Source organism: Streptomyces sp. NPDC059679 (assembly GCF_042734105.1).
Taxonomy (GTDB): domain Bacteria; phylum Actinomycetota; class Actinomycetes; order Streptomycetales; family Streptomycetaceae; genus Streptomyces.
Genome location: NZ_JBHWES010000033.1, coordinates 35,189 through 52,942, shown reverse-complemented (window position 1 = coordinate 52,942; position 17,754 = coordinate 35,189). Strand labels below are relative to the sequence as shown.

Annotated in this window: 15 protein-coding genes; 5 read left to right on the top strand and 10 right to left on the bottom strand. The window is 69.1% G+C overall.

The genetic code is table 11. The annotated features are described in order from the left end of the window. Nucleotides 1–158: 158 nt before the first annotated feature. From ACFV2X_RS30595 to ACFV2X_RS30575, 5 genes are all read right to left on the bottom strand, one after another. Complete coding sequence (locus ACFV2X_RS30595; protein ID WP_385622534.1) at nucleotides 159–3,284, bottom strand: alpha-N-acetylglucosaminidase; 3,126 nt, start codon at nucleotides 3,282–3,284, stop codon at nucleotides 159–161. Nucleotides 3,285–3,396: 112 nt separating this feature from the next. After that, complete coding sequence (locus ACFV2X_RS30590) at nucleotides 3,397–4,536, bottom strand: winged helix DNA-binding domain-containing protein (RefSeq protein ID WP_385622532.1); 1,140 nt, start codon at nucleotides 4,534–4,536, stop codon at nucleotides 3,397–3,399. 55 nt (nucleotides 4,537–4,591) lie between these two features. Further along, nucleotides 4,592–5,251 carry a response regulator transcription factor gene (locus ACFV2X_RS30585; RefSeq protein ID WP_089506261.1) on the bottom strand — a complete coding sequence of 220 codons (660 nt, stop codon included), beginning with the start codon at nucleotides 5,249–5,251 and terminating at the stop codon, nucleotides 4,592–4,594. Between the two features lie 87 nt (nucleotides 5,252–5,338). After that, entirely contained in the window at nucleotides 5,339–5,539 is a 201-nt protein-coding gene (locus ACFV2X_RS30580) for a DUF397 domain-containing protein (protein WP_385622530.1), read from the bottom strand. Nucleotides 5,540–5,550: 11 nt separating this feature from the next. Then, nucleotides 5,551–6,435, bottom strand: a complete 885-nt coding sequence (locus ACFV2X_RS30575; RefSeq protein ID WP_385622528.1) for a helix-turn-helix domain-containing protein — start codon at nucleotides 6,433–6,435, stop codon at nucleotides 5,551–5,553. Nucleotides 6,436–6,566: 131 nt separating this feature from the next. On the opposite strand from ACFV2X_RS30575, the gene ACFV2X_RS30570 reads away from it, so the two are divergent. The 3 genes from ACFV2X_RS30570 (at nucleotide 6,567) to ACFV2X_RS30560 (ending at nucleotide 9,829) form a co-directional block, all read left to right on the top strand. Next, a complete protein-coding gene (locus tag ACFV2X_RS30570; protein ID WP_385622526.1) occupies nucleotides 6,567–7,001 on the top strand; it encodes an ATP-binding protein in 435 nt (144 codons plus the stop codon). A 275-nt stretch (nucleotides 7,002–7,276) separates the two neighbouring features. Further along, complete coding sequence (locus tag ACFV2X_RS30565) at nucleotides 7,277–8,200, top strand: hypothetical protein (RefSeq protein ID WP_385622524.1); 924 nt, start codon at nucleotides 7,277–7,279, stop codon at nucleotides 8,198–8,200. Between the two features lie 237 nt (nucleotides 8,201–8,437). Beyond that, nucleotides 8,438–9,829 carry a PT domain-containing protein gene (locus ACFV2X_RS30560; RefSeq protein WP_385622522.1) on the top strand — a complete coding sequence of 464 codons (1,392 nt, stop codon included), beginning with the start codon at nucleotides 8,438–8,440 and terminating at the stop codon, nucleotides 9,827–9,829. Nucleotides 9,830–10,215: 386 nt separating this feature from the next. Here ACFV2X_RS30560 and ACFV2X_RS30555 read toward each other — a convergent pair whose 3' ends face one another. The 3 genes from ACFV2X_RS30555 to ACFV2X_RS30545 are packed head-to-tail and all read right to left on the bottom strand — an operon-like array spanning nucleotide 10,216 to nucleotide 11,659. Beyond that, nucleotides 10,216–10,563: a VOC family protein gene (locus tag ACFV2X_RS30555; RefSeq protein WP_385622521.1), complete on the bottom strand. Its 348-nt coding sequence runs from the start codon at nucleotides 10,561–10,563 to the stop codon at nucleotides 10,216–10,218. Nucleotides 10,564–10,592: 29 nt separating this feature from the next. Beyond that, on the bottom strand, nucleotides 10,593–11,291 hold the full coding sequence (locus tag ACFV2X_RS30550) for a hypothetical protein (protein WP_385622518.1): 699 nt from the start codon (nucleotides 11,289–11,291) through the stop codon (nucleotides 10,593–10,595). Nucleotides 11,292–11,317: 26 nt separating this feature from the next. Next, nucleotides 11,318–11,659, bottom strand: coding sequence for a putative quinol monooxygenase (locus tag ACFV2X_RS30545; RefSeq protein WP_385622516.1), 342 nt, complete (start codon nucleotides 11,657–11,659; stop codon nucleotides 11,318–11,320). Between the two features lie 138 nt (nucleotides 11,660–11,797). On the opposite strand from ACFV2X_RS30545, the gene ACFV2X_RS30540 reads away from it, so the two are divergent. Continuing rightward, complete coding sequence (locus ACFV2X_RS30540) at nucleotides 11,798–12,712, top strand: hypothetical protein (protein WP_385622514.1); 915 nt, start codon at nucleotides 11,798–11,800, stop codon at nucleotides 12,710–12,712. Nucleotides 12,713–12,916: 204 nt separating this feature from the next. Continuing rightward, on the top strand, nucleotides 12,917–15,055 hold the full coding sequence (locus ACFV2X_RS30535; protein WP_385622511.1) for a DUF6571 family protein: 2,139 nt from the start codon (nucleotides 12,917–12,919) through the stop codon (nucleotides 15,053–15,055). A 16-nt stretch (nucleotides 15,056–15,071) separates the two neighbouring features. Here ACFV2X_RS30535 and ACFV2X_RS30530 read toward each other — a convergent pair whose 3' ends face one another. Together ACFV2X_RS30530 and ACFV2X_RS30525 are read right to left on the bottom strand one after the other, a co-directional pair. Continuing rightward, a complete protein-coding gene (locus ACFV2X_RS30530) occupies nucleotides 15,072–16,235 on the bottom strand; it encodes a hypothetical protein (protein ID WP_385622508.1) in 1,164 nt (387 codons plus the stop codon). Further along, on the bottom strand, nucleotides 16,232–17,656 hold the full coding sequence (locus ACFV2X_RS30525) for a hypothetical protein (RefSeq protein ID WP_385622506.1): 1,425 nt from the start codon (nucleotides 17,654–17,656) through the stop codon (nucleotides 16,232–16,234). Before ACFV2X_RS30525 ends, ACFV2X_RS30530 begins: the two co-directional genes overlap by 4 nt. Between the last annotated feature and the right edge of the window lie 98 nt (nucleotides 17,657–17,754).

The window sequence follows — 17,754 nt, the reverse complement described above, 5'->3', positions numbered from 1 at the left end:
ATGGTCACCGCTCCGGTGTGGCGCCACTGGGCGCCACACCGGAGCGGTGGGGGCTACGCGATCGCCTGAAGCCCCTCGGGGTGACCCGAAGTCCCCAGGTCACCCGATGGGCCCCGCGGTGACCCGATAGGCCACGCAGCCATCCGCGGCCCCCGCGGTCACCCCACACGCCACCCGCTGAACTCCGCCGTCCCGCGCGCCACGCTCCCCCCATGCGTCGCAGTCATGAAGATCCCGACGTCCTGCGCGGAGCCCGAGCCCCCCGGCGCCGTCACCGTCCCCACCGTCCGCCAGGTCGTCCCGTCGTCGGTCGACAGCTCGCCCTTGTACGAGGTGGCGGACACCCGCGTCAGCCGCAGCAGCACGGGCGCCTTGACGCCGGTGATCCGCTTGTACGCGTCCAGCGTGCCGTCGCCGTTCGAGTCGTACGACAGCACGATGCCGCTGGACGGGGTGGCGGCCAGGTTCACAAAGCCCCGGGAGCCCGCCGTCGCCAGGCTGTCGCGGGCGATGATGCCCGCCCGCGCCCACGCGCCCGTCACGGCCTGGCTGACCACCTTCACCGTGACGGCGGTGCCGACCGCCAGCGCCCCCTCCCGGTACACCGACCCGAACTCGGCCGTCGCCTTCCACAGGTCCCGCCCCGCCCCGTCGATCGCGAAGCGATCCGACAACTGACCGAAGACCGCCGCGTTGTTGGTGACCGTCTTGAGGCCGGCGTCCAGCGGCCCGGCCACCCACAGCGTGCCGGTGCGCACCAGCCGCACCCGGTCCTCGCCGCGCGGCCCGAACTCCACGCCGAGCTTGTAGGGCAGCGGCTTGAGCGGGTTCTCAAGCGGCTCGTCGGGGGCGGTGGCCCGCCAGTGGACCTCGCCGGTCCTGGCCGCCGGGATCGAGCGGAGCCAGGTGTCGCCCTGCGGTTTCGGGTCGAGGCCGGTCACGGTCAGGTCGAAGTCGACGCGGCCGGTGGCGCGCAGCCCGTTCATATTGCGCAGGGCCGCGGCGATGTCGGCGGTGCCCCCGGGTTCCACCCCCGACGGGGTGGTGGAGACGGTGGCGGTGCCCTGGTACGGGGCCTTGACCAGCGCCTCGTACACCCGGCGCCCCGTGCGGTGGGCGTCCGTCGTGGGCCGCACCGGGTAGCTCTTGCGCTCGCGCGTCCAGGGTTCCTCGACCGCGAACCAGTCGAAGTCGCGCGGTTCGCGCCCCTCGGTGAGCGCGTCCTCCAGCTCGTCCAGGTAGCTCTGCCACTGCGGCAGGTGGAAGTCGCCGATCAGGCCGTTCCAGTCGCGGTTCGCGTAGTTGGCGAGCTTCCCGGTGTCCGCGGTGACCCGGTCGGCCCAGGTGGTGATGAGGGTGCGCGCCAGGTGTTCGAAGCGCTCGGCCTCCGCCTCGCCGGACGCCAGCCGCTTGGCGTCCTCCAGCCAGGGACCGAGCAGAAAGCCCCGGTGCGCCCCGGTCATATCGTCGCTCAGCCGCATCAGCTTCAGCCACAGCCGGGCCAGCGTCCGGAAGGCATCCAGGTCCTTGCGCTCGTACGCGTCGTGCAGATGCGGGATCAGCGTCCAGGAACGGTCCGCGAGCGCCTGGCGGGCGATATCGGTCAGATCGTGGCGATAGGCGTCGGAGTCGCGCAGCGACGGGCGTACGTCCAGCAGCGCGGCGAAGGCGGAGTCGAAGTCCGCGAGGTCGAAGGCGGGGATGCGGGTGGCGTAGTTGGTGCCGGAACGCGCGGTCACATCGGGGCGGGCGGAGAAGACCGAGTCGTGCGGGCGGCCGTCGGAGCTGGTGATCTGGTACGCGGTGTCGCGCAGCGCCGCGTACGCGTCCCGGGCCCGCTCGTCCCGCCCGCCCAGCCGTACGTCCGCGTAGGTACGGAACCACTCCTCGCGGTCCACTGCCGCATCCCGCCACGCCAACTCGCTGAACAGCTCGAACGCCGCCGGATCGCGCCCGACCGCCTCCGCCATATAGGCGGTGCCGACCAGCTTGCTGCCCGGCTTGTCGCGCCACTGGGTGAACCGCCGCGCCCAGATATGGGTCTTGGCGCCGATCGTGGTGCGGCCGCCGAAGTTGGGGATGGTGCCGAAGGCGTACGGCACCGAGCCCCAGTCCTGCTCCCGGTCGCCGATCGAGTCCAGGTCCGACAGGCCGTCCACCACCAGCATGTGGTCGTGGTTCACGGCGTCCAGCAGCTCCCGCCGGGGGTTGGCCTGCCAGCCGAGGATCACCCAGGTCGCGCCGGGCCGGGCGGTCTGCAGGGCGGTCTCCACGGCGCGGGCGGCGTCGGCCACGGGGACGTCCCCGGGGTCGCCGCCCTCGTGCAGCAGGTCCATCTTGAACAGGTCGCATTCGCCGAACAGCTCCTGCTGGTGGCGGTAGAACGCGGCGGCCACCTGCCCGAACGACTCGGTGCGCGGATCGAGCCAGTCGGGGCGCTTGAGCCCGTTCCAGGTGCCCTGCGGGACCGTACGCGCCCCCGGGTTGCGGTCCACGAAGCCGTCCGGGACGGTTCCGAAGTAGCCGGGGTACACCGGCCGCATGCCCAGCTCCCGCAGCCGGTCGGCGATCTTCCGGCCTAAGGCGGTGCGCTTGTCCAGCAGCTCGGGGCTCACCGGCCCGCCGTATTCGCTCATGTTCTGCAGCAGCCACCAGGGCTGGTGGGAGGGTGCGGGCAGCCAGGCGCGCGCCTCCTCGTCGGAGTAGCCGAAGTCCTTGAGGAGGAGGTGGTAGACGGCCTCCTGCCCGGCGGTGACCAGCAGTTCGTTGCAGCCGTGCAGGGCCGCGACGTCGATCAGGTGCTCCCAGTGGTCCCAGCCGGCGAACGGCGCGGTGTAGCCGTCGTGGGTGTCGTTGAAGGCGAAGCGGTGCGGGAGCGCGGTCGACTGCTCGATGCGGGCCCGGGGCGCGGGCAGCGACTTGGGCAGGTCGAGCTGGTCTCCGGCCCAGGTGATCAGGGCATGACAGGTGTACTTCAGGTACCAGTGCACCCCGGCGAGCAGCACCGCCGGACTGGTCCCCGCCACCTCGATCCGCCCCTGCCGCCCCGAGACCTCGAATCGCTCCTCGCCGCCTTTGCCCTCCAACGGCACCAGGCGGAACTGCTCGGCGTGGTCCGGCAGCAGCCGCTCGAGGGCGGCGCGCGCGGGCGCGGTGTCGAACACGGCGTGGTCCTCTGCGCTTTCCGTTCCCTCGGCGGCCGCCGGGGACTGGCTCCCCATGGCGGCCCCGACGCCGAGTGCTCCGGCGGTTCCGATCAGCGTACGTCTGCTCAGATCGCTCATGGTGCCCCCAATGACGCCCGGCCCGGGCCAACGGTGGTATGTGAGCGGCACGTTAACGAGGGTGACGGGGTGGCAGCAATGGTGCGTACGGGGTGTCCACCCGTACGGGCCCCTAGCCCGGCAGTATGCGCACGTGGGCACCGGAGAGCTTGGCCCACCAGTGGTCGTAACGGCTGTAGAGGCGGGGGTCGCGGTCGGTCAGCAGCGTCAGCAACGAGCGGGCCTCCGCGGCGAGCCCGTCCCACGCCGCCGGAGACAGCTCATGGAAGGCCATGGCCTCGATCCCACCCTCGACCGGCCGCCACACACCGGCCACATAGCCGTCGACCAGCAGCGTCGGCAGCACATCGCCGTTGACGCGGATCACCTCCCGGCGGTAGTCCGGGGGGATCACCCGGCTGCGGTCGGCGTACGCGAGCAGGACGCTGTCCCACATCGCCATCAGCCGGGGCGGCGCCGGGGTGTCCGCGGCGGGGCGCGGGGCGCCCGGGAGATCGAACAGCGCGGTTTTATCCGGCCCTTGGAGTTCTTCGACGGCGTTACCGAGCGCGCGCAGGGCCTGGCGTATCGGCGTCCGCTGGACCATGGCGAACTGCGCCATGTCCGCGACCGAAGCCGGTCCGAACCCCTCCAGATAGCGGACCAGGAGCCTTTGCAGCGCGTCTGGATCCGCCTCCCGCCCCGAGCGCAATGGACCTGCCTGCGCGGCGCGGTACGACGGCCGGACCCCGAAGGACCACGGCCCACCGGTCGCCGCGTGCCACAGCGGCGCGTACGCCCGCAGCCCCCACCACGCGCCGGTCTTCTTCTCGGGGCCCAGCCGCTCCTCGAGCCATGCGTCGAACTCGGCCGTCGTACGCGGCTGTTCGGCGAACGCCAGCAGCTCCGGGACGAGTTCATCGGCATCGGCCGGCGTGAGCCCGGCGGCGGCGAAGCGGTAGCCGAGCCGGGAGGCGTAGAGGGTCGGCCGCATCGCCTCGCGGAAGACCGGGTAGTCGTCGGCGTGGACCGCGTGCAGGGTGATCCGCATCAAGGTCGCCTTGACGACTTTCTGGCCGGTGAACGCGGCGTCCAGCTCGGCCGGGGCGAATCCGGTCAGCCGGTTCCACAGCGCGACGTACGGCGAGCCGGCGTGCTGCGCCTGCAGCGCGACGATGCGGCGTACGGCGTCGAGGGCGCCCAGCGACTCGCGTCGCAGGAGCAGCTGACGGCTGAGCGTGGCTCGGTTGAGTTCGCGTGCGGTGATCTCCACGACGGGGATTGTGCCGTGTGAAGCGGGGCCATGGACACGCTTTTCAGCTCAGGTTTCAGCTTTGGGCATGCCCCCGGTCGAGATAGGCCAGCACGGCCAGCACCCGGCGGTTGTCATCGTCGGACGGTGGCAGTCCGAGCTTCCCGAAGATGTTCGACGTGTGCTTGGCGACCGCCCGCTCGGTGACGAACAGCTGCGCGGCGATGGCCGCGTTGGACCGCCCCTGCGCCATCAGCTCCATCACCTCCCGCTCGCGCGGCGTGAGGTTCCCCATCGGCTTGTCCTGCGACCGCCGGGTCAGCAGCTGCGAGATCACCTGCGGATCCATCGCCGTACCGCCCGCCGCGACCCGTCGCACCGCGTCGATGAACTGGTCCGCGTCGAACACCCGGTCCTTGAGCAGATACCCCACCCCGCCGCTCCCATCGGCCAGCAGCTCCCGCGCGTACAGCTGCTCCACATGCTGCGACAACACCAACACCGGCAACCCCGGCCGCGCCCGCCGCGCCGCCAGCGCGCACTGCAGCCCTTCGTCGGTGAACGACGGCGGCAGCCGTACGTCCACGACGGCGACGTCCGGCTTCAGCTCGGCCAGCGCGCGAGTCAGATCGGGCCCGGTGTCCACGGCCGCCGCGATCTCGAAGTCGTATGCCTCCAGCATCCGGACCAGACCGTCCCGCAGGAGGAAGAGGTCTTCGGCGAGGACAACGCGCACGGCGGCTCCAAGACTTCGTCGGGCCCCTGGGACGGGGCGCATGACCGAATCCGACGAATGTACCGCCGTGAGGTGAGCGAGGGGTTATCAGTGGCCTGGGTGGTCGAGGGCGCCGGTTTTTATGGTGCGGAGGAGTGCGTGGAGGGTGGTGGGGGTGGTGGTTATGACGGTGTGGGGGTCGTCGCTTTCCCGGAGGTGGAGGGTGCCGGTGGGGTCGGTGGCGACCTCCACGCAGTTGAGGGCTCCTCCCTCGCTGAAGCTTGACTTCCGCCATATCAGCCGCGACATCGATGCCTCTCCTAGAGCAGGGGATACAGGATGCGCTGGATCAGCCCCAGCGAGTCCTTGGCGATGCGATTCTCGGGTGCTGCTGTGGCGTCGATGGGAGCCAGCGCCATGGCTTCCAACCTAGCGAAGTGCTCGTCGTATCGGGCGATGGAGGCCGCGTCTTCCAGGTATAGCATCTGCTCGACGTGCGAGACGAGCGTCATGCTCAGGCCCGCCACGAGCGGTTCGATCATCAGGAAGCCGGTGCCGAAGGCGATGGGGCCGTCAAACGGCAGGATCTGCACGGTCACGTTCGGCAGCCGGGACGCTTCGACCAGCCGCAGCAACTGCGCGCGCATGAGCTCGTGGTCCCCCATGGACGGGCGCAGCGCGGCTTCGTGAATGATCGCGTGGAACCGGGGAGCGTGCTCACCGGTAAGGATCTTCTGCCGATCCATCCGGAACTCGACGGCGGCCTCCTGCTCCTCCGCGGAGAGCCGTGCGTACCCGTCCCGATGGACGGCCGTCGCGTACTCACGCGTCTGCAGCAGGCCGGGGATGAACATCGGCTCGTAGTTCCTGAGGCACACCGCCGCGGCCTCGGATTCGGCGAGATCGAGGTAGGGCTGTTGCAGACGCTTGCGGAACCCGCTCCACCATCCCTTGCCGGACGACTGCTCCATCTCGATCAGAGCTTCGATAAACGTGCTATCGGTGACACCCGACTCGGCGGCCAGCACCCGCAGCCGCTCCACGCCGATCGTGGTGCGTCCCGCTTCGATGTGGCTCAGCTGCGGCTGCTTCATGCCGAGCCGCGCCGCCATCTCGTACGAGGACAGACCACTCTGCTCGCGCATGCGGCGCAGCTCCGCCCCCAGACGTCGCTGCCGATACGTTGGGCTGCTTCTGAGTCCCACGGTTCTCCCTTCCCTCGGGCCAGTCCATCGCGTAACCACACATCGGAGCAAGAAGGTTGCAGCGATGGCACCTGTAAGCCTACGGTGAGTATGGCGCCAGTCACGCAAGGTACTCACCTGGAGGCTGCCACATGCGCACGCCGGAATCGCCTTGGTCCTACGGCCTGTTCATCCCGCAGGACCCGCGTGCGGTGGGCGTCGTACGGGCCACCATCCGCCACATCCTCAAATCGGCCCGCCTCGACTGCCTCGTGGACACCGCCGAACTCCTCGTCTCCGAGCTGACGACGAACGCCCTACGCAACACCACCACCGACTCGTACGTCAGCATGGACTGGCAACCGAAGCCGCCGGACTTCCGCGTCACCGTATGGGACTCGGGCTCCGTCCTGCCCCGGCCTGTGCAGGCCGAGGTCGACGACGAGGGCGGCCGGGGCCTGGCGCTGGTCGAGTCATGTTCGGACGACTGGGGTGTGGTCGATTACACCGACAAGGACGCGGGCGTCACCGGCAAGGCGGTGTGGTTCGCCCTCGCGCCGCCGAAGCCCGAGGAGCAGCACGGCTGAGCGCGAAGAGAAGGTTTCCGCGTGGGGCAGCCCTGTAGGGGCGCCCCACGCACCCGGGAGACTCTCGGGTGGTGCGGCCTCACCTACGCTACTGGTGTCCGGCTTCGACTGCTTCCCTTGTCCGAACGAGCTTGGATGATCTCCCGCTGGTGAAAGTTGAGCGTTGTCTCGGAATCCGACCAGGCGATTCAAGGTTTGCCCAAGGCTCCTCCAAAGTTCGGCGTGCACCGTGAACGAGATGTCTGCAGTTCTCGCCTGACGACAAAGGAGGAACTATGCGTGTGGGTGGATTATCGCGCCTTGCGATCGCGTTGGTGGCCATGGTGGCGACGCTGGTGACGGGCGGAGTGACGGCCGCGTCCGCGTCGGCCGACGAGGACCTGGGAACCGCTGTAACGGAAACTGCCGCAGTGCCGCCCCGGGACAACACGTCCAGCGAACCGGTTTACTTCATCAAGGGCTACCTGGGCGTCTCCACGGACGCGACCGGCAGCAGCTGCCTGGAATCCTGGGGCCCGGCCAAGAAGCTCTTCGAGGACGAGAAGTGGTCGGGTCCCTTGCACTTCGTCGGCTTCTACGCCGGCGACACCAACTGCAACACAAAGATCGCCGCAGGAAACAAGAACACCTCCATAAAGGAACTGGGGAAGAAGCTCGCCAATCACATCTACGACAACTATTCCAAGTATGGGAAGTCGGTGGACCTTGTCGGTCACTCCATGGGGGGCCTGATCGCGCGGGCGGCCATCACCGGTGTCGAGCGTAAAGAGGAAGGATTTCCGCGCTCTCTTCTCGTCGAGGATGCGGTCACCATCGCCACCCCGCACGACGGCATATTCCTGAGCCGCTTCTGCTGGGCGGCCGAGCGGACCACTCAATGCCGCGAGATGCAGCCGCGCTCCGATTTCCTTCGGTGGGCGGGCGAGAACCCGCAGTCGGCCCAGGGAACCGACTGGACCGTCATTGGCGCGGCCGACGACCAATACCTTGCAGGATCTGCCCTGGGAATGTCGGCGGATCACAGGGTGTGGTACTACGCGGGCAACAGGGGCTGGAAGCACGACACCATCAACGAGATAACCACCGGCACCTACAGGCAGTTGTACCAAAACCTGCCTGCTCGGCCCGTCTACGACCGCACCGGTGCGGCTCCTGTCCGTGCGGCGATGAACGCTCTCTACTGGTCGGAGAATTGGTGATTCGCTGACGCCCTGTCGAGTGAATCCCATTGAGCATGTGTCGGGTACACCGGATACCAGGTGTACCCGGCGGCATGTCCGGGCCATACCCATGAGGTGTCTGGACCGGCTCGGGGGTGTTCAGCGGCCTGATCGTCGGCTCGGCCGTATGACCTCGCGGGAACCGTTCTGCCGGATTCCGCGTGATGACATCCTGACGTGCTAGTGGCTGCTGGTGGGCGACCAAAGGGGGACCAGGTGAGGGCTCGGGTGCGGGCGGCGGTGGGCATGGCGGTGTCGCTTTCGGTGGCGCTGGTGGCGTGCGGGCCGGAGAAGGAGAAGGAGTGGACGGGGGCGGAGCCTTCGAAGGGGTCCGCGGCCGAAGCCGCGCGGTTCGCTCCGTTGGTGCGGCTGGCCAAGGGGGAGTCGCTGTTGCCGATGGACGCGACGCGGTTCATCGGGCGGTCCGCGCTGCGCTTCGACCACGACGGCTTCTGCCGTGACGAGGGACCGGTGGCCGATCCGGTCGACCCGCGGCGGTTGGGGAGTAAGGACGATCCCTACAAGCATGCGGAAGTGGAACCGGGGAAGTCCTCGTCCAAGCCGGTGTCCTGCCCCGGACACGGCGATAAGTGGCACACCTCGACGGAGGACAAGGGTGGTTTCTACCTCGACCCGCCGAAGGCGGTGCGGAAGGGCGAGGGCACTGACGCGCCGGTCTACTGGGAGTACCACAAGCACAAGTCCGACCCGAAGCGCGCGGCGTACGTCTACTGGTTCTTCTACGCCTACAACAACCTGGTCCCGGGCAACCGGCACGAGGGTGACTGGGAGCGCGTCGCGGTCCAACTGCGCGACGGCAAGCCGGAGGCGGTGACGTTCGCGAAGCACGGCAAGGACACGTGCAGCGTGAAGTGGTCGGAACTGGATCCGCAGGACGGGCATCCGACGGTGTACTCGGCGCGTGGTTCACACGGCTCCTATCCGACCGATAAGGACCACTGGGTGAATGGCATGCGCGACCGGCCCTCGAAGGGCGGCGCCGAATGGCGCACCTGGGAGCACGCCCGCCCCGTCAACGGCGAGCCGTGGTGGGGGTACGCCGGGTGGTGGGGTTCGCAGCAGCATGTGAGCGGCTTCAACGGGCCCAACGGCCCGCACCCGGGGCGTCTGCTGGCGGGCATCTTCACCAACGACAGTTGTGGGTCCGGCGACAAGCCGCCGACGGACCAGCCCAGCGACCAGCCCACTAATCAGCCCACAGGCCAGCCCACAGGTCAGCCCACGGACCAGGCCGTGCCCAGGACGAAGGAAGGGGCGATCCGGCGGTACGAGGAGTATCTGCACGCCGTCGGCCGGGAGGACATCAAGACCGTCTGCGACGTGGGCGGGCCCGCGGCGAAGAAGGCGGAGGACCAGGGGTTCGGCCCATGCACCTCCACGTTCCTCGTCACGTTCCAGATGATCTCGCCCACGCAGAAGAAGGCCCTGCAGACCGCGACGGTCGACCCGCAGCAGGTCGTCGTACGAGGCCCCGACAAGTTCGACATCCCGGCCGCGGCGGTCAAGGCCTCGGTCACCTTCTCCGAAAACGAGATCGGGACCAGCACCCTGGAGTACCTGAAGGACAACTGGTACATCACCGACTGAACGAACGGGCGATGTTTCGCCCTATCCGGGCGCGGTCCTCTCCCCGGAGCGGCCGCGTACCCGGAGATCCGGTGGGTCACCCCACGGCGGTACGGGATGCGGGGGAGGGTTGTGCTTGGGCGACGGTGTCGGCTGCGGGCTCGACCGGGTCCCCTCGGCGGTGGGCGGGGACGGGGGTAAGCCAGGTGTCGGAGACGGGACGGACATGGTGGCGTGTCCCTTCGGCAGTGAACCCATGTCGGTGGAGACGGCTACGGACGCTTGGGTGACTTGTCGCGGTTGGCGGTATGGGCTATTCCGCAGCCCTGGTCAGACGATCATCGTCCCATCCGGGGCTTCGGAGTGTAATTGACCCTGAGCGCAATGTTGTTGTCCTGCCGCGCAAGCTAGCGGTGGCCCAGGACGTTGACCACCCGGCCGCCCGGGTCGCGGACGAAGAAGCGGCGGACGCCCCACTCCTCGTCCTGGAGGGGGTGGACGATCTCCGCGCCGGCGTCGCGCATCGCCTCGTACGCCGCGTCGACGTCGTCCACCTCGACGCTGATGTCGGGCGAGACCGGTGCGGTCTTGTCGCTTGTCATAATGCTGACCTGGGCCGCCGGGGTGGTGGGGGAGGCGAGGGTCATGATCCAGCCGAGGTTCATGACCTCCTCGAAGCCCAGCCTGCCGTAGAAGTCCCGGTTCTGCTCCATGTCCTCGGAGTGGACGATGGGCATGACGCGGCGGATGGTCATCGACAGCTCCCTTGTTCTGGCAGGCGACTTCACGCGGTGCTGGTCGCTCGCCTCATTTTCCTCCGCAGTATCACGGAGCCGACCAGTACCGCCAGACCCGTCCCCCAGACGGTCATCGCCGCGGTGGCGGACTCGTTGACATGGTCGCCATTGCCCTGAGCCTGGGGCAGTCCGGCGGTCGCGTAGTGGGGGAGCAGCAGGAGACCCACGCCGACGGTGGCCAGTACCGCCCAGCCGAGGGCGTCACGGCGGGACGTGCGGGCGGCGAGCAGGGCGGCGGCTGTCAGGGCGAGGGCGCAGCCGAGGGCGGGGAGGACGGTGTAGGTCAGCCATTCGGAGAGCAGGGGCTGCCAGTACCACTCGGCGGCGGGCCTCGGCTCGTCGAAGTAGTAGAGGGTGCGGGGCTGGGGCGGGCCCGTGAAGTCGCGGATCGTGCCGGGGGTGATGCCGGCCAGCAGACCGCCGGTGAAGGCGAGGCTTGCCGTACGGACCCGGCCGCCACCGGGCTGCGTGGTCGATTTTCCGAGCCGCAGCAACCAGACCGCGCACCAGCCCGCCAGGAGCCCCAGTACGACCCCTTTGGCCGCGCCGTAGCCGATCGGTGTCCAGACGTTCCAGGGGTAGTTGCGCATATGCTCGGCGCGCCAGCTCCCCGCCAGGCCCCAGGCGACCGTGCCCGCCGCCACGGCCCAGGGAACCACTCCGACGGGGTGTTTTCTTTCGTTCATCGTCAAAGCGGACGCGCCCGCCGCCCCTATGGTTGCGGGTAGTCGCTGGTCATGGTGTTGAAGTAGCCCTCGGGGAGTTCTTCCAGGTAGTCCAGCAGATTGGCCAGGAAGTCGCGCAGCGGCGGGCGGGCGTTGTGGCGGTCGAGGTCTTCCTGGGTGCGCCAGACCTCGTAGAGGAAGAGGCGGCCGTCCTCGTGCTCGTGGAGGTGGTACTGGAGGTTGCCCTCTTCCTGGCGGGTGGGTTCCACGAGGGCGGACAGGAGCTGTCTGACCTCGTCGGCGCGCTCCGGCTTCGGGCGCAGGAAGCCGTAGAGGGAGAGGGGCGTCTGAGTGGCCGTCGGCGTAGGCGTGGCCGTGGGTGTCGTCATGAGGGCAACGCTAAAGTCTGACATCGATGTGAAGGTCAAGTCAGGTGGCGACCGTATGCGGAACCCGGCACACTCCTTGTCGCGTCCCGTTGCATGACGCCTGTTCAGAAATCACCTTCGGGGGAAAGGCCGCAGCCCATGAGCTACAACCAGCCGCCACCTGGATCGTACGGCCCGCCTCCGGGACAGCCGCCGGGCCCGCCGCCCGGCCAGCCCCCGCAGGGGGTACCGAATCCGTACGCGCAGGGGGCCCCGAATCCGGCCCCGAGCCCGTACGCGCAGCCCGGCTACGGCCCGTACGCCCCGCCGCAGCAGCAGCCACCGCAGCCCGGCTACGGCTACCCACAGCAGCCGGGGTACGGCTACCCGCAGACCCCGCAGCCCCCGCAGAGCGGCGGCGGCAAGGGCAAGACGGTGGGCCTGGTGATCGGCGCCGTGGTCGTCGTCGGGGCGATCGTCGGTGGTGTCATGCTGATGGGCGGCGGAAGCGGCGACGACGGCGGCGGGAAGCTCACCGACGACGGCAAGCAGTACAAGATCACCGCACCCCAGACCGTGCTTGGCGCGTACAAGAGCGAGGACTCCGACACTACGACGCTGACCGGCGAGGACGCGCAGGCGTTCGGCCTTGCGACCGGTACGGGGGTGAACGCGGAGTGGGCCGCCACCAGTGGTGGGAAGAAGCTCGAGATGCTCGGCGCCTATGGAGACGTGAAGGACCCGGAGAAGTCGGTCGACGCGTTCTTCAGCACCCTGAAGAAGAAGAGCCAGGCGGGCGGCAGCGACAGTGACGCCGATGTGGTGGGTACCCCGGAGCGCAAGTCGCCCGAGGGGTTCGAGAACGGAGTCATGAAGTGTCAGATGATCCGGGCGAAGGAGGACCCGAGCCCGGGGGAGCCCAATACGCTGGCGCTGTGCACATGGGCCGACTACGACACCGTGGTGACCGTGGTGCCGCGCGAGGGGGCGAAGAGCCTGACGCTTGACGAGTCCGCCAAGATTGCCGCTGATCTCCGCAAGGAGGTACGGGTGGAGGTCCCGAAATCTTCGTGAGGTAGGTCATGGGTGAGCCGGGTCACAAAGATGCCGTGGCGGCTGCTACCCGTTTTCCCGTTCCTTATGACAGGTTTCTTTCGACATTATGAACTGGGTCGAGAAATCGGCCCGTTCCTCCAGGTCAGAGGTACTGTCGCGGTTCGACCTACGTACCGCTGCCGCTCAGCCATGGGGGAAACCGTGCTCACGTATCACCAGGTCATGACAGCTGAACTGTCGTACCTGGAGACCGCCGCGGGGCAATGGAAGGAGGCCGCGAAGCAGTTCTCGGACGCTCAGAAGGTCTACCGGAGGGATGTCAAATCGGTAGGCACTGACGGAAGCTGGCACGGCCAGGCGAATTTCGTCGCCACGGACACGATGGATGTCACGGACGAGCAATTCACCGCCGCCCAGAAGGAGGCGAAGGCCATTGCCGCGCTGCTGACCGACGCCCACCACCAGTTCGTGGAATTGCGCGGGAAGGTGAAGTCCGCGGTGGCGGACGCGGTGAGGGCCGGAATGAAGGTCTCGGACGCCGGAATCGCGAGTTACGACTTCTCGAAGGCGAGCGAGGCGGCGGCCAACGCCGCGCGGCACGACCCGGACCTGCACCGGACCGAGCAGTCGTGGACCGAACACATCGCGGCGGCCGTCAAGGCGGTCGACGACGCCGACCAGGGCGTGAAGCTCGCGCTGAAGGCGGCGGTGCGGGATCCCAACCCCCTCGACGGAGCGGTCAACGGGTTCAACGGCGAGGCGGAAGGTGACATCGAGAAGGTCGAGGCCAAGGAGGCCCAGGAGTTCGCGACCAAGCTCAACTCCGGCGACAAGCTCAGCGGCGAGGAGATGGCCGAATTCCAGCGGCTGTTCCGGGACAACGAGCACGACAAGCCGTTCAGCCAGACCTTCCTGGCGGGCATGGGACCCAAGGGCGTCATCGAGCTGAACAACAAGTTCCACAGCCTCGGCAAGGGTGATGGCAAGAAGGACTTCACCGCCCTCCAGGAAGGCGTGGCGACATCGATCGCCACGGCCACCAAGTCTCCTTCCGATCCCTTCTATATGAAGTGGCGCGAGGGCCTGCGCAAGGTCGGCGACGAGAACTTCGGCGAGGAGCTGAACCCGCTCACCGGCTATCAGTCGTTCGCCGATCTGATGACGCACGGCAAGAATTACGGGAAGCAATTCCTGACCGATGTCGCCGATGACATCATCGCCGTGGAGCAGAAGGACGATTTCGGGACCGGCCGGTGGAAGCAGCTGAACGCGGGCCACGGCGACTACACGGGCGACCCGCTCGACACCGTCCTCGGCATCATGGGCAAGCAGCCCGACGTCGCGACGTCCTATCTCGATCCCGGGGCGGACGGCGGGAACGAGCGCCTGAAGTATCTGCTCCAGGACCGCGACTGGCCCGCGTGGGAGACCGCCACCGGCTACGGCAGCGCCACCAGGGACGACCCGGCGAACCGCCTGGGCCTGGGCGCGGCGCTGGAGGCGGCCGCCACCGGCCACGCGCCGGGCACCGAGCATCCGCTGGGCGGGCACACCGAGGCCGAGGCGCGGGTCATGCACGACACCATCAAGCTCCTCAACAAGGACTGGCGCGGCGACGAGATGCCCGCCAACCTGCGGTCGAACCTGGGCCATATGCTCATGGACTACACGGCCGACACCCACGAGATCCTGTCCCGCACCAACGAGAACTACAAGGTCAACGCGGACGGCGACGGAGTGTGGAACGACGACGGCACGGTCCGCATGGCGGTGTCCCCCGAGGAGCTGTCCCGCATCATGCGCGGTGTGTCGGAGGACCCCGCCGCCTACGCCGGGATGTACACCGCCGAGCGGCAGTACGCGGCCCAGACGCTGGCCGGCACCGACTTCAAGCACCCGAACGACCGCACCGCTGCCATCAATGCGGCCTCCTCCGCCTTCGGCTTCTACGACGGGGTCAGCTCCGATATCGCCTTCGACAAGAGGGACAAGGCGGTGCAGTGGGCCTCGGACGTCCGTACGGCCGCCTTCACCGTCCCCGCAGTCGCGTTCAACTTCGTTCCGTCGACGCCCGCCGCCGTACCGGTCCTCGGCAACGTGGTCCAATCCATCCTCTACGTGGGCATGTACGAGTGGGGCAAGGACCAGGTCGCCCAGGCCGGCCAGGCGGCGGCGCTGGACAACATGAAGACGTTCGACGTCGGTCAGCGGCAGGTGGACGCCCTCGTCGTGGGCTGGAGCAAGGAACACGGTGAGGGCGCCGACAGCGGCCTGACCAGGACCCTCGTCGGCTCCGGGCAGGAACGCCACGACAGCGCGCGGCGGGAGGCGCTCCAGGCCCTGGGCCGACCGGGGTTCTAGTGGCCGGCCACCGGTCTCATGTGGCCGCGCGGCGCGCCGCCGCTCGGTAGTGGTCGCGTATGTCCTGGCGCAGCAGCGCGCCGAACCCCGCCTGCTCGACACGAGTGGCGAGCTGGTCGCGGCTCACCCCCAGGGCGTCGGCGGTCACGCCGAAGTGCCAGTCGTGGGCGGCGAGGAGGGTGAGCAGATGGCCGCGCCGGGTCTGGGCCTCGGAGAGGCGGAAGGTCTTGAGATAGGCCAGCCGGCCGTCCTCGTGGGTGATGGTCTCGCCGATGTGCTGCTCGGTGTTGCGGTGGAACGGCGGCAGAAAACGGGACAGTGCGAAGGGGCCCATCGTGCGGACGCGCTGGCGGGTGTACGACTCGTCGAGCAACCCGCCCGCCATGGTGTGGTCGTGGAACTCCGCCCACTCGCGCTGATGCCGGGCGGCCTCCGCCCGCAGCTCGGCCAGTGAGCCCACCGCGCCGTCGTCGATCCGGGCCCGGAACTCGGGGACCGGGCCGTGCAGCGTGGTGTACTGGTGGATCAGTTCCCCGAAGAGGTCCAGGACCAGCGAGGGGTGCAGGGCGCGGTAGTCGTCGGGGTGCGGCACGACAAACGCGGCGGCGAGGGCGTCGGCCGCGTAGACCATGACCCCGCACTGGCCGGGGTGGATCTCGAAGACCCGCAGCGCGTCGCGCAACCCCTCCACCTCGGCCCCGGCATACGCCTGCTCGACCCGCGGCGACAGACCGCGGCTGACCGCCCGGCGCGACCACTCCTCCCACACCACCGAGGGGCCGCCGAAGTGCAGCGCCAGATAGCCCTCCAGGGCCAGGTGGAGGGGCAGAAAACGCACCCGGTTCTTGTCGACGCGGCGGGCCATCCGGCGGTGGAAGCGCAGCGGAACGCATGCGGGGCGCGGTCCGTCGGCGTCCCGCCGCAGCTGGGTGCCGTAGGAGGACGCGGGGGTGCCGTCGTCGGTCCAGTTCGCCACGTAGCCGTGCGGGATGTACGAGCAGTACGCGGTGCGCCGGTCGACCGCCACGGCCGCGAAGTCATCGCCGTACAGCCGGTCGTCGAGCCGCAGATCCGTGATCGGCTCCTCCCGCACCAGCGGTACAAGACGGATCGCGCCCCACACCTGGGAGGGCAGCGCGGTCAGGCCCGTGAGCGCCACGAGCGTCGTGTCCCGGCTCATCCCTCCACCTCCAGAAACCGCCGTACGCGGGCGTCCACATGCGTCCACAGCTCGGCCGCGCGAGTGCGGCCCTCCGCGAACTGGGCCAGCTCCACCAGGGCCGGAAGGTCCTCCGCGTCCCGCACCCCGACGGTCGGCACCTCCCGCGCCAGCCGCCGTACGTCGAAGTCCGCCGCGTCGTACACCGGGTTGAGGTGGACCACACTGGTGCGGCCCTCGGGGTCAAGGCGGGTGCGCCATATTCGCAGCACCTCGCCGGCCAGGCCGGGGGGCGCGTTGTCCCAGCCGTCGGAGACGATGACGAGCCGGTCCGGGCGGTGCTCCAGCGCGTCCAGCACGCGGGCGCCCAGCGGTGTCGGGCCCAGCGGATACATCAGCAGCGCGTCCGTGCGGCCGGACAGCCACAGCGGGATCAACTGGCCTGCCAGCGCCTCCAGCAGAAAGTGGCAGGCCAGCGCCACCGCCAGCGGGCGGCGCCGCTTCTGCGCCGAGCCGAAGGCCGAGAAGCTGTCGTCCAGCACCGCGGCCACCCGGCCCCAACTGCCCGCGCGCGGGCCCGCGGTGCGCCGCGCGGCCGACCGCAGCGCGGCGGTCAGCTCCTCGCGGCGGCGGATCCGGTCGTCCAGGGGGAGGGAGAGGACATAGCTCGCCAGCCGGGTCAGGGGCATGGCGGCCAGGTCGCCCACCACCGCGTCCGCCCGGTGCTTACGGGCCGACTCCTGGAGCCGCAGCCGCTCCAGCCGGGTCAGCCGTGGGGCGATCCGCTCCAGGAAGGCGCCCCGGTCGATGCCGTGCTTGACCGCGAACCCCTCGGCGACGGTGTACGGCAGCTCGTACAGCGCGCTCTGGGTGTAGTGGGCGCGGCGCCAGGACTCGAACAAGGGGGTGGAGAAGCCGGCCTTGCGGGTGTGCGGCGCGAAGAGGAAGAGGCCCATCTCGGTGTCGAGCGGCAGATGGGCGTGGCGGGCGGCGGCCTTGACCCCGGCGCGGTACTTGACCGCGTCGAGCGCCGGTTCGGGGCGGGCCGCCAGCCAGTCCCGCATGATGGCCCGGGTACGGCGGTTGTTGACCCCGGCCCGGCGCAGCTCGCGGAAGAGCCGGTACACCCGCTGCGGCGGAAGCAGGGCCAGCCGCCCGGCGATCAGCCGCCCCTCGGTGCGGCGCTGCTCGGGCGATGCCTCGGAGGCGGTCTCCAGCAGCCTGCGCACGATCAGTGCCGCGTTGTGGTGGTTGATGTCCAGCGCGAGCGTCGCCGCGTACAGCTCCCGGTAGTTGCCGAGCACATACGCATGCAGGAAGTCCAGCGACATGCGCTGCTGCCATTCGCCCGAGCGGAACTCCCGCTGTCCGGTCGAGGTGATCGCCGCGTTCACGAACAGCAGCAGGTCCTCGGCCGCCACGAGGTCGGTCTGGTTCTCCATCTCGGGTCTCCTGGCGGCAAGGTGTGCGGGTGTCGGCCGGGGAATGGGGGCACGAGCTGCGAATCATCGCTTAACAGGCGGGTTCCGGAAGTCGCACC

Coding starts and splice junctions, on each gene's coding strand:
- ACFV2X_RS30565 (WP_385622524.1), top strand. CDS start 7,277: ATGCGTGTGGGTGGATTATCGCGCCTTGCGATCGCGTTGGTGGCCATG.
- ACFV2X_RS30555 (WP_385622521.1), bottom strand. CDS start 10,563: ATGACCATCCGCCGCGTCATGCCCATCGTCCACTCCGAGGACATGGAG.
- ACFV2X_RS30595 (WP_385622534.1), bottom strand. CDS start 3,284: ATGAGCGATCTGAGCAGACGTACGCTGATCGGAACCGCCGGAGCACTC.
- ACFV2X_RS30530 (WP_385622508.1), bottom strand. CDS start 16,235: ATGAGCCGGGACACGACGCTCGTGGCGCTCACGGGCCTGACCGCGCTG.
- ACFV2X_RS30525 (WP_385622506.1), bottom strand. CDS start 17,656: ATGGAGAACCAGACCGACCTCGTGGCGGCCGAGGACCTGCTGCTGTTC.
- ACFV2X_RS30550 (WP_385622518.1), bottom strand. CDS start 11,291: ATGAACGAAAGAAAACACCCCGTCGGAGTGGTTCCCTGGGCCGTGGCG.
- ACFV2X_RS30540 (WP_385622514.1), top strand. CDS start 11,798: ATGAGCTACAACCAGCCGCCACCTGGATCGTACGGCCCGCCTCCGGGA.
- ACFV2X_RS30535 (WP_385622511.1), top strand. CDS start 12,917: ATGACAGCTGAACTGTCGTACCTGGAGACCGCCGCGGGGCAATGGAAG.
- ACFV2X_RS30545 (WP_385622516.1), bottom strand. CDS start 11,659: ATGACGACACCCACGGCCACGCCTACGCCGACGGCCACTCAGACGCCC.
- ACFV2X_RS30570 (WP_385622526.1), top strand. CDS start 6,567: ATGCGCACGCCGGAATCGCCTTGGTCCTACGGCCTGTTCATCCCGCAG.
- ACFV2X_RS30580 (WP_385622530.1), bottom strand. CDS start 5,539: ATGTCGCGGCTGATATGGCGGAAGTCAAGCTTCAGCGAGGGAGGAGCC.